This window comes from Microbacterium meiriae, assembly GCF_040685015.1.
Taxonomy (GTDB): domain Bacteria; phylum Actinomycetota; class Actinomycetes; order Actinomycetales; family Microbacteriaceae; genus Microbacterium; species Microbacterium meiriae.
This window is the reverse complement of sequence record NZ_JBFBHD010000001.1, coordinates 63549-76734: the sequence shown is the minus strand read 5'-3', so window position 1 is coordinate 76734 and position 13186 is coordinate 63549. Positions and strand designations below refer to the sequence as shown.

Sequence of the window (13186 nt, the reverse complement as noted above, 5' to 3'; positions counted from 1 at the left end):
GGCGCCGGGTCCGCGACTCACTAGGCTGTGGGCATGAGCACCGTCGCCCTCATCGACGACCACGAGTCCGTCCGCCTCGGCCTCGAGGCCGCGTGCGCCAGGGACGGGCAGACCGTCGTGTTCACCGGGAGCACGGTCGGCTCCTACCTTGTTTGGCGCTCGTCCACGGGCGCTCCGCCCGCAGACGTCGTCGTGCTCGACCTCACGCTGGGGGACGGGACGACGGTCACGGAGAACGTCGTGTCCCTCGTCGCCGACGGCGCCAGCGTGGTGATCCACAGCGTCGCCGACCGTCCGGCAGCCGTCCGCGAGGCGCTGGCGGCCGGCGCGGCCGGAGTCGTCAGCAAGTCCTCCGCCCTCGACGACGTGCTGGATGCGATCCGCACCGTGGCGCAGGGTGAGGCGCTGAACAACGTCGAATGGGCCAGCGCGGTCGACGGCGACCGCGCGTTCGCCGACGCCCAGCTGTCCACCCGGGAGCGCGAGGTGCTCCGCCTGTACGCGACCGGCCTGCCCCTGAAGGCCGTGGCCGAGCGCCTCGGCGTCGCGTACTCCACGGCGAAGGAGAACATCACCCGGATCCGGGTGAAGTACGTCGAGGTCGGTCGGCCGGCGCCCACCAAGGTCGATCTGCTGCGGCGCGCGATGGAGGACGGCATCGTGACGGCCGACGGGGCGCCGAGTGCCCGCTGAGCCGCTGAGCGTCCGCGACGCCTGGAGCAAGATCCCGTCTCCCGGCAGCGCGGAGAACGGCTTCGAGCGGTTCACCGGGAAGCGGATGGAGCGCATCCTCGCGATCGTCGTCGCCCTGGGCTCCGCCGTGCTCGGGGCGCAGGCGCTGATCGCGGCCGTGCACACGATGTCCCGCGCGGACGTGCCGCACATCGCGATGCTCATCGCCGTGTTCGTGCCGTTGGCGGCGATGCTCGTCGCCTGCCTGGTCGGACGCGGCGTGCGCCTGGCCGCGGGGGTCTTCGCCGTCGTGTACGTCCTCGCGCTCGCGGCATGGCCGGTCGTCGTCGATCCCACCGACAAGGTGGCGGGGGACCAGCCGTGGATCTTCTTCCTCGTGAACGTCGGCGTCGTGGCGGCGATGCTGGCCTTCCCCGTGCGGCTGCAGTTCGCGTGGGCGGTCGGGGTGCCGTTCGTCTACGGGTACGTGCGTCTGGTGCAGGGCGACTTCTCGCGGGAGTTCTGGGTGACCACCGCGTTCGACGTCTCCTTCACGCTCATCCTCGGCGTCGTGATCGTCTCGCTCGGCTGGATGTTCCGCTCGGTCGCCGCGGGCGTGGACGAGGCGCGGGGCACGGCGGTGGCGTCGTATGCGACGGCGGCTGCCGCCGCGGCGGCGGAGGAGGAGCGCGTGGCGATGTCGGCGCTCATGCACGACAGCGTGCTGGCCGCGCTCATCGCCGCCGAACGCGCGGAGGGCGAGCGGGCGAGAGAGCTCGCCGTGGCGATGGCGCGGGAGGCGCTCACGCGGCTCGCGAACACGGAGGCGGCGGTCGCGGAGGAGGGCAGCGATGAGCCGGTGGGCGCCGCGCAGATCGTCGTGGAGCTGCGACGGGCCCTCTCCGAGCTCGGCGCGGACGCGATCGTGGAGGAGCGCGGCGGGAGCGGCCTCATCCCGGGGCGCGCAGCGAGGGCTCTCGTGCTCGCGGCCCGGCAGGCGATCGGCAACGCGGTCGCGCACGCCCACGGGCGCGGCCTGCACATCCTCGTGGTCGGTCACGGCGACGAGGGCATCGCCGTGACGGTCTCCGACACCGGGAACGGGTTCGACGTCGACACGATCGGTCCGGATCGGCTCGGCATCCGCGCCTCCATCCTCGCCCGTATGGCCGGTGTCGCCGGCACCGCGCGGATCTCCTCCGACGAGGGCGGCACCGTCGTCACCCTGGGCTGGGAGCGCTCATGAACCGGACCGTGCGGAGTGTCGCGACCTCGCTCGCCGTCGGGTTCGCGCTGTACTTCGTCGCCCGCGGGATCTGGTGGATCGAGCAGCCGACGGCACCGCTGCTCATGGTCCTCGCGATCGCCGCGTACCTCGTCGTGGTGAACATCGCGATCCTCGGCAGCCCGGCCACGGTCCGGATGCCGCTGTGGTCGGCGCTCCTCGCGCTGGCCGCGAGCGCGGTGATCCCCGCGCTCGTGACCCTCTCGCTGGAACCGGACGATCGCACGGCGCCGTTCGCCACCTGGTACATCGGCGCTCTCGGACTGCTCGGCGTGGTGTGCGTGGTCCGGCGCCGGCCCTGGGTGGGCTGGACGACGCTCGCCGTGCTCGTCGTCTCCGCGTCGCTCGCGCTGGGCATGGGCGTGGCGATGAACCTCGGCGTGGTGGGCTCGATCATGTGGGTGGCGGTCGCCCAGCTGCTGGTGATGTTCTGGGATCGCGCCGTCAGCGACACGGAGCGCCTGTCCGAGATCCAGCAGGCCGTGTCGGCCTGGCATGCGACGCAGCGCGTCCGCCAGCGCGAGCGTCGGCTGCGGACGCAGTTCGCCCTCGCGGTCGCCGGCCCGATCCTCAGCAGGGTGGTGGCCTCACGCGGGCTGCTCGACGACGACGAGCGCCTGGAAGCCCGGCTCGCTGAGGGACGTCTGCGTGACGAGTTGCGCGGCGCGGACCTGTTGAACGACGACGTCCGCAATGCGATCGACGCCGCGCGCCGCCACGGTGCCTCGGTGACCGTGTTCGACGAGGGTGGGCTCGACGGCGTGGACGAGGGGCGGCGGATGGAGATCCGGGACGAGCTCGCGGCGGTTCTGCGCAGCGCGGGTACCGGCCGGATCATCATCCGCTCCGCACGGGATCCGCTCGTCGCGGTGACGGTCGTCGGCCGCGCGGGCCTGCGGGCCTCGGACGACGACTCCGTGGACCTGTGGCACGAGATCGCCAGACAGCGGCGTGAGACCGCCTCCGACGCACGGAAGTGAGAGTGGGCGAGGGGCGGCGAATCCGCCTGCCCCTCGCCGTGCGGACAGTTACCCGAAAACCGTCCGCTGGTGGCCGATCAGCGTCTGTCTACCCTGGGACAGAGAGACCAGCCGAACGCGAAGCGTCCCCTTCAGTCTGCGGGGTCGTGCAACGGTTGTCTGTAGGTATTTTGGGGGACAAAACACGTCGACCCGATTCAGCCGGCGAAGCGTCCCCAGGGGATGTCGCGACGCAGCGGTCGGCGCAGCGGGCGCTGCGTGCGCGTCCACGCCGACACCCGCGGCTCCTCGACCGTCGCCTCCGCCTGCTCGGTCTCGTAGGCGTCGCCGAGCACCGCGATGAGGGCCGCGAGTTCCTCCTCCGTGGCGGCGCCGCGCGTGATCTCCAGGAGGAGCGGCGCGGGGGCCGTCCCGTCGACGGCGGATTCCTGCGCGCTCACAGCGGGATGTTCCCGTGCTTCTTCGGCGGCAGCTCTGCGCGCTTGCCGCGGAGCGCGCGCAGCGCCTTCGCGATCGCGACGCGCGTGTTCGCCGGTTCGATGATGCCGTCGAGCTCGCCGCGCTCGGCCGCGAGGAAGGGCGAGGCGACGTTGTAGGTGTATTCGTTGGCCAGACGCGTGCGGACCGCCGCCACGTCCTCGCCGGCTTCCTCCGCCTTGCGGATCTCGCCGCGGTAGAGGATGTTGACGGCGCCCTGGCCGCCCATCACGGCGATCTCCGCGGTGGGCCAGGCGAGGTTCACGTCGGCGCCGAGCTGCTTCGACCCCATGACGATGTACGCGCCGCCGTACGCCTTGCGCAGGATCACCGTCACGAGCGGCACGGTGGCCTCCGCGTACGCGTAGAGGAGCTTGGCGCCGCGGCGGATGACCCCTGTCCACTCCTGGTCGGTGCCTGGCAGGTATCCCGGCACGTCGACGAGGGTCACGATCGGCAGCGAGAACGCGTCGCAGAACCGCACGAACCGGCTCGCCTTCTCGCCGGCCTCGATGTTGAGCGTGCCCGCCATCTGGGACGGCTGGTTGGCGATGATGCCGACCGAGCGGCCCTCGATGCGTCCGAAGCCGATGACGATGTTGGGAGCGAACAGCGGCTGCACCTCGAGGAAGTCGCCGTCGTCGACGACATGCTCGATCACCGTGTGGATGTCGTACGGCTGGTTCGGGGAATCCGGGATGAGCGTGTTGAGCGTGCGGTCGGCGTCGGTCGTCTCGAACTCGAACGCGCTCTCGTAGGACGGCAGCTCCGCCATGTTGTTGTCCGGCAGGAATCCGAGGAGCGTGCGGGCATAGTCGATCGCGTCGTCCTCGTCCTCCGCGAGGTAGTGGGCGACACCGGAGCGCGTGTTGTGCGTGTAGGCGCCGCCGAGCTCCTCCATGCCGACGTCCTCGCCGGTGACCGTCTTGATCACGTCGGGCCCGGTGACGAACATCTGGCTGGTCTTGTCGACCATGATGACGAAGTCGGTGAGGGCGGGCGAGTAGACGGCGCCCCCGGCGGCCGGGCCCATGATGATCGAGATCTGCGGGATCACGCCGGAGGCGCGGGTGTTCAGACGGAAGATCTCGCCGTACTTGCCGAGCGCGACCACACCCTCCTGGATGCGCGCCCCGCCGGAGTCGAGGATGCCGATGCAGGGCATGCCGCCGGCCAGGGCGAACTCCATGACCTTGACGATCTTCTCGCCGGCGACCTCGCCGAGCGATCCGCCGAAGGTCGAGAAGTCCTGCGAGTACACCGCCACGGTGCGGCCGTGGATGGTGCCGACGCCGGTGACGACGGAGTCGCCGTAGGGGCGCGAGCGGTCCATCCCGAACGCGGTGGTGCGGTGGCGCACGTACTCGTCGAACTCGACGAAGCTGCCGGGGTCGACGAGGAGTTCGATGCGCTCGCGGGCGGTCATCTTGCCCTTCGCGTGCTGCTTCTCCTTCGCCTTCGCCTCGGCGTCGACGACGGCCTCGGTGTAGCGAGCGCGCAGGTCCGCGATCTTGCCGGCGGTGGTAAAGGGGTCGGGCTTGTCCGTCACGGATTCCACCCTAGCGTCGGGTCCGCGCCGTCCGTTGGATGATCGGCACAACGGGTCGACGGATCCTTTGGCGAGGTGCGCGCCCCCTCACTTCCCGGTCGCGTCGGAACCCGGGCGCGGCGGCAGATCGTGGTCGCCGCCGCTCTCACCCGCCTCGATCTCGTCCGCCGCATGCTCACGCCGGCGTCCGGCGATCTCACCCACCCGATGACCCACCCACCCCGCTCCGCGCGCCACGGTGCCGGCGGCTCCGGCGACGGCGGTGCCGGCGTAGCGCGCCCCCCGGAGCATCCGCAGCTCCATCTTCTCGGCGCCGGGCACGGGCTCCAGCTCGGCGGGGAGGGTGAGCGGCGCGGCGCCGAACGCGCGGTGGGACGTGGTGAGCACCCGGCGGCCGAGGATGTGGTTGCCCGCCCCGCCGATGGCCGCGCCGATCCCGAAGGGCATCGCCTTGCCGATGAACGAGGCGCCGCCCCTGGCCGCGAACTGCTTCACGAACATCCCCTTGAGCTGGTCCACCAGGGGTCCCACCGCGGCGCGGGGCAGCGACTTCGTCACCATCTCGCCCCAGTACGCCGAGCGGCTGCCCCCGCGCCCCGCGACCTGCCGGGCGAGCTGGCCGACGAGGTCGACGCCCTCCTTGCCAAGCATGAGCGTCATGACGAGAGCGCGTGCGCGGTCGGGGTTGCCGACCGCGATGCCGTGCACCTCGGCCACCGACTGCGCGAAGAGGGCCGTGGACTCCACGAATCCCACGGTCTCGACGCCGGAGAGCGCGAGCGTGATCCCGGTGCCGATGCCGGGCACGACGGCGGTCGCCCCCACCGCGGCCCCACCCGTCGTGACGGCCGCGAGGTAGCGCCGCTCCAGGATCCGGATGATCTCGTCGGGCGTCGCGTGGGGGTTGCGGAGCCGGATGCTGCGGATGTGGGCGAGCACCAGCGGCCGCTGGATCGACAGGACCCGATCGAGCCCGCGCACCATCATGGGGTGCTCGGGGGAGCCGACCGGGGGTACGCCCTTGTCCCACGGGGCGTCGTCCGGCAGGGAGTGGATCTTGTGCACCTTGGGGGCCATGCGCCGATCCTATGGAGCCCGTCCGCGAAAACACCGAGAGCCCCGGTCCGTGGCGGAACGGGGCTCTCGGAGGGGAGCGTCACACGAAGAGGTTCGCGCGCTCCAGGTCCTCTGCGAAGTCGACCTCGACCGCGTACAGGTCGGAGACGTCCATCGGCTCGAGCAGCAGGCCGTCCTCGGCGATCGCCAGCTCGAGGCCGCGCTCGAAGTAGTCCTGGTCCTCGACGCGCTGCAGCTGGCGCATGAACGCCTTCTTGAAGCCCGACGAGATGTAGTTGATGCCGACGGCCTCGCCCAGGCCGCCCTTGACCGACTTGGACAACTCCTTGATGAAGCCCTCCGCGGTGACGGTGTACTTCACCTCTTCATCGCTGACCTTGGCGGTGTTGACGGTGACGAACGACTGGTCGCGCTCGATGTATGCGGCGGCGCGGCCGAGGATCATCGGGTCGAAGACGACATCGCCGTTCATCCACAGCACGCCGCTCTTGCCGGTGGCGCTCAGGGCGCGCAGAAGGCTCTTCGACGTGTTCGTCTCGTCGTAGCGGTCGTTGTGGACGTAGTTCACGGAGGGGAAGGCCTCGATGATGGTCTCGGCGCGGTAGCCCACCACCGTGGTGATGCGTGCGTCGGAGCCGAAAGCGGCGCGGATGTTGTCGTGCTGCTGGCCCATGATCGTGCGGCCGTCGTTGAGCTCGGTGAGCGGCTTGGGCAGCGCGCGGCCGAGGCGAGAGCCCATGCCGGCTGCGAGGATGACGGTCTGAAGAGTCACGAATACTCCTAAGGAAGTTGTGTTCACGGTCGGTTCACCGACCAGACACTTCGTCGTGCCGGGGATCATGCTAGCGATTCCCCCTGAGAACCCCGGGGCCAGGCAGGCCCCGTTGCCATTTCGTGATCGAGTACACACGCAACGCACAGGGACGACAACCCCCTTGCGGAAAGCGCCGGGGAGGGGATCCGGTTGCGGAATGTCGCGTGGGGCCTTGGCTCTCAGCCACCCGTTGATACCGTAGGACGGTGACTTCCTCCCCTGATGACCCCACCCCCCAGGCAGAGGGAGCCGAGACTCCGACCGAGGCCTCCGCGCCCGCTCGGAAACCGGCCGCCAAGAGACCTGCCGCGTCCACCGCCGCGAAGAAGTCGACCTCGGCCTCGGCCAAGGCGCAGACGGCCGCAGCGGACAAGCCGGCTGCGAAGAAGCCCGCGGCCGCGAAGAGCACCGCGGCGAAGTCTGCTGCGGCGAAGACCACGGCTGCGAAGACCCCCGCCGCGAAGTCTGCTGCGGCGAAGACCACGGCCGCGAAGACCGCGGCTCCGACGTCGGCAGCTGCGAAGACGACGGCCGCCACACCCTCCGCCGCGAAGACCACGGCCGCGAAGTCCACCGCGGCGAAGTCCTCCACTTCGACGAGGACTGCCGCGGCGAAGAAGCCGACCGCCGCGCGGACGGCGAGGCCCGCACCGACCAAGGCGGCAGCCGAGAAGGCCGCGCCCACGGCTGAGGTCGTGGTCGAGCCCACCCCCGCGGCGAGTGTCGATCCCGCGACCGCTCCAGCAGGCGCTCGCACGGCGTCCGCCGCCCGCGCGGCTGCGGCGAAGAACACGGCTGCACGCTCGACCGGCTCGAAGCGTCCGGCCGCGACATCGACGAAGGCGGCGAGCACATCGGCGGCCAAGACGGCTGCGGCCAAGACGGCTGCGGCCAAGGCCGCCGCGGCGAAGACCGCTGCCGCGAAGGCCTCGGCGGCCAAGACGACGGCCAAGACCACCGCCGCCAAGACCGCTGCGGCGAAGGCAGCCGCGGCGAAGGCGGCCGCGGCGAAGGCCGCCGAAGACGAGGCAGCGAAGGCCGCCGAAGACGAGGCCGTGAAGGCCGAGGCCGCGGAGGCCCAGGCGGCTGAGGTCGGGACCGTCGAGTCCGCAGCCGCAGAGGTGAGCACGGCCGAGACGCAGCCGGAGGAGTCCGGCGCGGTGCAGGCGCAGACCGTGGCGGCAGAGACCGTCGAGACCGACGAGGCCGGCACCTCGTCCGTCGAGACGGCGACACCGGCCCGAGACACCGCCGAGGAAGCGATGCCGGTCGAGGAGCCTGCTGCGGCGGAGTCCGAGGCGGAGATCTCGGACACCGCGCTGCCGGTGACCAAGGAGCCCGCGCCCGATGACCGGCGCGTCGCGGAGGTGGAGACCGTCGAGGTCGTCGAAGCGGTGATCGCCGAGGAGCCCCCGACCGAGGCCGATGACTCGGCGGCAGCCGAGCCCGCCACCGAGGCGATCCGCATCCGCGGTCTCGTGAAGCAGTTCGGCGAGAACCGCGCGGTCGACGGCATCGACCTCACCGTGCCCGCGGCCTCCTTCTACGGCATCGTCGGCCCCAACGGCGCCGGCAAGACCACGACCCTCTCGATCGTCGCGGGTCTCCTGCGCGCGGACGAGGGCAGCGTCCTCATCTGCGGCATCGACCAGGCAGCCGAGCCCCTGGCGGCGAAGCGCGTCATGGGCGTCCTGCCCGACCGGCTGCGCACCTTCGACCGGCTCACCGGCCGACAGCTGCTGTATTACTACGGGCTGCTGCGTGGGCTCTCCGCCGACGTCATCGAGAAGCGCACCGGCGACCTCGCCAGGGCCTTCGACCTCGGCGACGCCCTGAATCGGGTCGTCTCGGACTATTCCGCGGGCATGACGAAGAAGATCATGCTCGCGGGCGCGATGATCCACTCTCCGCGCGTCCTCGTTCTCGACGAACCGTTCGAATCCGTCGATCCGGTCTCCTCCGCCGTGATCCTCGACATCCTCCGCGCCTACGTCTCGCACGGCGGCACGGTGATCCTGTCGAGCCACGGGATGGATCTCGTCGAGCGCGTGTGCTCCCGGGTGGCCATCATCGTCAACGGTGAGGTCCTGGCCGAGGGCACGATCGACGAGGTGCGCGCGGGACAGACGCTCGAATCGCGCTTCGTGGAGCTCGCAGGTTCCAGCGGAGAGGTGGAGGGGCTCGAGTGGCTGCACACGTTCTCCGACTGAGGTTCGCGCTTCTCCTGGGCGCCCTGCGCGGGGAACACCGGGCGCGCACCCTGCTCTCCTTCGGCGCGGTCGTCGCGGTCACCGTGGTGGTCTGCGTGGCGGTCTTCAGCCTCGGCGACGCGCCGGTGCCGGTCTCCCAGGCCGTGACGGTGCTCGGTGGCGCTGCCCTTCTGCTCGGCTTCCTCGTGGGGCCGCTGCTCGTGGGAGCCGTCGATCAGCTCGACCCGCGGCGCTTCGCGGTGTTCGGCGTCGATGAGCGGAAGATGCCAGGGGTGCTGGCGCTCGCGTCGCTGGTCAGCGTGCCGAGCCTCGCGCTCCTCGCGGTCTACATCAGCGTGACGGTCGTCGCGATCCGCGCCGGCGCACCGTGGGTGCCGGCCGTCCTCCTGGCGGTGATCGGGCTGCTGTCGACCATCCTCCTCTCCCGGGTCGGGATGGCGCTCAATGCGCTCCTGCTCCCGGAGCGTCGTTCCCGGGAACTCACCGCGCTGTTCGCCCTGGCCCTGATCGTCATCGCGTTCCCGGTCGCCGTGTTCCTCGGCTCCCTCCGCTGGGACGGTGAGGTGCCGGCGTCACTGGCGACCCTGACCTCGGTGATCGGCTTCACCCCGCTCGCCGCCTCGCCGGCGGCGATGTTCGCGGCGGCCGAAGGCGAGACGGCCGCGGCCTGGGGAAGCGGACTGGTGGCTGCCGTCACCCTCGCGCTGCTGTGGTTCGCCTGGACCTGGTTCGTACGGCGCCTGCTGACGACGACCGAGCGTCCGGTGGCGGCGCGCGAGCGCAGCGGACTCGGCTGGTTCGGCCTGCTGCCCTCCAACGCCTTCGGCGCCATCGCGTCGCGAAGCCTCGTGTACTGGCTGCGCGACCGCCGGTACATCATGAACATCATCGTCGTGCCCGTGGCGGGCGTGCTGACGGTGTTCCCGCTGATCGTCGCAGGCGTGCCGGTCGAGATCGCCGCCCTCGTCCCCGTGCCCGTCATGGCCCTCTTCTTCGGATGGCTGCCCCACAACGACGTCGCCTACGACTCGACGGCCCTCTGGACGCACGTCGCGAGCGGTGTCCGCGGGGTTCCGGACCGTCTCGGACGCCTGGTGCCGGTGCTCCTGGTCGCCGTGCCGGTGCTGGCGATCGCCGTACCGCTCTCGCTCCTGCTGGCCGGGCGCTGGAGTCTTCTCCTCCCGCTCGTCGGCCTCGGTGCGAGCCTGCTGTTCTCCGCCCTCGGCATCTCCAGCGTGGTGTCGGTGGTGGCGCCGTACGCGGTCTCCCGTCCCGGGGACAGCCCGTTCCAGCAGCCGCAGCGCCCGACCTCCCGAGGGATCTACGGCCCGGCGGCGGCGTTCCTCGGTGCGATCGTCCTGAGCGTGCCCACCATCTGGCTGTTCGGTGCGAGCATCGTCGCCGATCCCGGCTTCGCGCCGGCGGCCTTCTGGGTCGGCATCGCCACCGGCATCGCCGCCTTCATCGGAGGAGCCGTGATCGGCGGACGCATCTTCGAGCACAGCGGCGAACGTCTGATGGAGTTCGTCGAGACCGCGTGAGACCGCCCCGCCGAGGCGGAGACGCGGCTAGAATCGCGGGATGAGTACTCCGCTGGACAGCCCCGATCAGGGCGGCGTGGCAACGCTTGATCGCGAACTGGAAGAGCTCCTCCGCGAGGAGAACATCGAACCGGGCGACCACGAGCGCTTCTCGCACTACGTCAAGAAGGACAAGATCCTCGAGTCGGCGATCACGGGCAAGCCCGTCCGCGCGCTCTGCGGCAAGAAGTGGACGCCGGGCCGCGATCCGGAGAAGTTCCCGATCTGCCCGACGTGCAAGGAGATCTACGAGTCGATGGTCGGCTGACCGCCGTCGCTCGGCCCCGCTTCAGTCCGCCTCGACGTAGACCGTCGGGATCGCCGGGTCCGACTTGCTGAGTGCCAACGCACGCACCGGCAGCTCTTCACGGACACGCAGGTGATGCGCGCGGGCGGAAGCCGTCCCTGCGGCGCCCTCGAAGGCGGTCTCGATCTCTCCGCCCTCGACGAGGGTGACCTGGAGCGGTCGGCCGTCCGGGTGCTCGGCAGGCGTGTCCAGCGCCTCGAACCCGTCCGAGACGACGACCGTCTCCGCCGCGGCGACCCCGTCGCTGAGCGTGCGGAACGCCGCCTTGCGGCCACCGAACGACGCCTTGTCCGCGGACGCCTTGGCGACCCCGACCCACGAGCCGTCGGCGTCCTGCCGGGCGACGAGCTTGTAGACCATGCTCGCCGTGGGGTATCCGGAACCGGTCACGACGGAGGTGCCGACGCCGTACGCGTCCACGGGGGAGGCCGCCAGCGCGGCGATCGCGTACTCGTCGAGGTCGCTCGTGACCGTGATGCGGGTCTCGGTGGCGCCGAGCTCGTCCAGTTGCGCTCGGACCTCGGCGGCGACGGTCGGCAGGTCCCCGGAGTCGATGCGGACGCCGCCGAGCCCGGTCCCGGCCACCCGGATCGCCGTCTCGACGCCGGTGCGGATGTCGTAGGTGTCGACGAGGAGCGTCGTGTCCACGCCCATGCTCTCGACTTGAGCACGGAAGGCGTCCTCCTCGCTGTCGTGCAGCAGCGTCCACGAGTGCGCAGCGGTGCCCATGGTCGGGATTCCCCAGGCGCGGCCGGCCTCGAGGTTGCTCGTGGCGCCGAACCCGGCGATGTACGCCGCCCGTGCTGCGGCGACAGCGGAGCGCTCGGCTGCCCGCCGGGAGCCCATCTCGGCGAGAGGACGCTCGCCGGCGGCGATGCTCATGCGGGCCGCGGCCGTGGCGACCGCGGAGTCGTGGTTGAGGACGCTCAGGGCGAGCGTCTCCAGGACGACGGCGTCTGCGAACGATCCCTCGACCGTGAGGATGGGCGACCCGGGGAAGTAGAGCTCGCCCTCGCGGTAGCCCCGGATCGTGCCGGTGAAGCGATAGCGCTCGAGGGAGGCGAGGGTCTCGGCGTCGACGACCCGCTCGTCGCGGAGGAAGCGCAGCTCGTCGTCGCCGAAACGGAAGTCGCGCAGCAGGCCGAGCAGTCGTCCGGTTCCGGCGACGACGCCGAAGCGGCGTCCGCCGGACAGGCGTCGGGAGAAGAGCTCGAAGACACTCGGGCGGGAGGCGGTGCCGTCCCGGAGCGAGGCGGCGAGCATCGTGAGCTCGTAACGGTCGGTGAGCAGCGCCGTCGACGTGGTCATGCGCTCAGCTTAGTGAGGCCGTGATGCACGAGGCGGCGCGCACGCGGGTAGGCTGGGGAGTCATGAACGACGCGCCCATCGGGATCTTCGACTCCGGTGTCGGCGGGCTCACGGTGGCCAGGGCCATCCGCGCCCAGCTGCCCCGCGAATCGTTCGTCTACATCGGTGACACCGCCCACTCGCCGTACGGCCCCAAGCCCATCGCCGACGTCCGGCGCTATGCGCTCGAGGTGCTCGACGCCCTGGTCGACCAGGGCGTGAAGATGCTGGTCATCGCCTGCAACACGGCGTCGGCGGCGATGCTGCGCGACGCACGCGAGCGCTACGACGTGCCGGTGGTCGAGGTGATCGGCCCCGCCGTGCGCCGCGCCGTGTCGACCACGAGGAACGGCCGTGTCGGTGTGATCGGCACGGTCGGCACGATCGGTTCGCGGGCCTACCAGGACATGCTCGAGGTGAACGAGCGCCTGCAGGTGTTCACCGCCGCGTGCCCCCGGTTCGTCGAGTTCGTCGAGGCCGGCGTCACCGGCACCCCCGAGGTGCTGGCCGTCGCCGAGGAGTACCTCGCGCCACTGCGCGAGGCCGACGTGGACACGCTCGTCCTCGGGTGCACGCACTATCCGTTCCTCCGCGGCGCCATCAGCTACGTCATGGGGGAGGGCGTGACGCTGGTCTCCAGCGACGACGAGACCGCGGGCGACGTCTACCGCCAGCTCGTCCGCGGCGATCTGCTGGCGCCGGCCGATGCCACCGCCACCTACGTCTACGAGGCCACGGGCGACTCCGCCGACGACTTCACGGCGCTCGCCAACCGCCTCATGGGTCGCGAGGTGCGCGACGTGCAGCTCGTCCAGACCGGCGTCATCACGCTTCCCGATTCCGCCCTCGACGCGCGCTGAGCCCGTCGCTCCATCCCCGACCGAGAGA

12 protein-coding genes are annotated in these 13186 nt (G+C 71.1%); 7 read left to right on the top strand and 5 right to left on the bottom strand.

Going from position 1 to position 13186, the window contains the following annotated elements; genetic code table 11:
- The first annotated feature begins 33 nt into the window (after window positions 1–33).
- Genes AB0N68_RS00395 through AB0N68_RS00385 form a run of 3 tightly spaced genes read left to right on the top strand, consistent with a single transcriptional unit; the run spans window position 34 to window position 2937 of the window.
- Window positions 34–693 carry a response regulator transcription factor gene (locus AB0N68_RS00395; protein WP_071329676.1) on the top strand — a complete coding sequence of 220 codons (660 nt, stop codon included), beginning with the start codon at window positions 34–36 and terminating at the stop codon, window positions 691–693.
- Window positions 683–1918 carry a sensor histidine kinase gene (locus AB0N68_RS00390; RefSeq protein WP_187661923.1) on the top strand — a complete coding sequence of 412 codons (1236 nt, stop codon included), beginning with the start codon at window positions 683–685 and terminating at the stop codon, window positions 1916–1918. The genes AB0N68_RS00395 and AB0N68_RS00390 overlap by 11 nt, the downstream gene beginning before the upstream one ends.
- On the top strand, window positions 1915–2937 hold the full coding sequence (locus AB0N68_RS00385; RefSeq protein WP_292795691.1) for a hypothetical protein: 1023 nt from the start codon (window positions 1915–1917) through the stop codon (window positions 2935–2937). The genes AB0N68_RS00390 and AB0N68_RS00385 overlap by 4 nt, the downstream gene beginning before the upstream one ends.
- 197 nt (window positions 2938–3134) lie before the next feature.
- On the opposite strand, the gene AB0N68_RS00380 is transcribed toward AB0N68_RS00385, so the two are convergent.
- The 4 genes from AB0N68_RS00380 to AB0N68_RS00365 all read right to left on the bottom strand — a co-directional run bounded on the left by AB0N68_RS00380 (window position 3135) and on the right by AB0N68_RS00365 (window position 6812).
- Window positions 3135–3377: an acyl-CoA carboxylase subunit epsilon gene (locus AB0N68_RS00380; protein WP_187661921.1), complete on the bottom strand. Its 243-nt coding sequence runs from the start codon at window positions 3375–3377 to the stop codon at window positions 3135–3137.
- The gene (locus tag AB0N68_RS00375; protein ID WP_370428473.1) at window positions 3374–4963 is read right to left on the bottom strand and encodes an acyl-CoA carboxylase subunit beta; all 1590 of its coding nucleotides are present in this window, start codon (window positions 4961–4963) and stop codon (window positions 3374–3376) included. The genes AB0N68_RS00380 and AB0N68_RS00375 overlap by 4 nt, the downstream gene beginning before the upstream one ends.
- 87 nt (window positions 4964–5050) lie before the next feature.
- Window positions 5051–6040 (bottom strand): hypothetical protein, encoded by a 990-nt coding sequence (locus tag AB0N68_RS00370; protein ID WP_280569583.1) that lies wholly within the window; start codon window positions 6038–6040, stop codon window positions 5051–5053.
- Window positions 6041–6119: 79 nt separating this feature from the next.
- Window positions 6120–6812, bottom strand: a complete 693-nt coding sequence (locus AB0N68_RS00365) for a phosphocholine cytidylyltransferase family protein (RefSeq protein ID WP_060923420.1) — start codon at window positions 6810–6812, stop codon at window positions 6120–6122.
- A 248-nt stretch (window positions 6813–7060) separates the two neighbouring features.
- On the opposite strand from AB0N68_RS00365, the gene AB0N68_RS00360 reads away from it, so the two are divergent.
- From AB0N68_RS00360 to AB0N68_RS00350, 3 genes are read left to right on the top strand one after another with little or no spacing between them, the layout of a single operon-like run.
- Complete coding sequence (locus tag AB0N68_RS00360; protein ID WP_292795686.1) at window positions 7061–9064, top strand: ABC transporter ATP-binding protein; 2004 nt, start codon at window positions 7061–7063, stop codon at window positions 9062–9064.
- Window positions 9040–10605 carry a phosphatidylglycerol lysyltransferase domain-containing protein gene (locus tag AB0N68_RS00355; protein ID WP_292795683.1) on the top strand — a complete coding sequence of 522 codons (1566 nt, stop codon included), beginning with the start codon at window positions 9040–9042 and terminating at the stop codon, window positions 10603–10605. The genes AB0N68_RS00360 and AB0N68_RS00355 overlap by 25 nt, the downstream gene beginning before the upstream one ends.
- Window positions 10606–10645: 40 nt before the next feature.
- Entirely contained in the window at window positions 10646–10912 is a 267-nt protein-coding gene (locus tag AB0N68_RS00350) for a DUF3039 domain-containing protein (RefSeq protein ID WP_060923586.1), read from the top strand.
- Between the two features lie 21 nt (window positions 10913–10933).
- On the opposite strand, the gene AB0N68_RS00345 is transcribed toward AB0N68_RS00350, so the two are convergent.
- On the bottom strand, window positions 10934–12259 hold the full coding sequence (locus tag AB0N68_RS00345; protein ID WP_292795680.1) for a nicotinate phosphoribosyltransferase: 1326 nt from the start codon (window positions 12257–12259) through the stop codon (window positions 10934–10936).
- Window positions 12260–12321: 62 nt separating this feature from the next.
- Between AB0N68_RS00345 and murI the strand changes: the two genes are divergently transcribed.
- Window positions 12322–13158, top strand: a complete 837-nt coding sequence (murI, locus tag AB0N68_RS00340) for a glutamate racemase (protein WP_292795678.1) — start codon at window positions 12322–12324, stop codon at window positions 13156–13158.
- The last annotated feature ends 28 nt before the right edge of the window (window positions 13159–13186 follow it).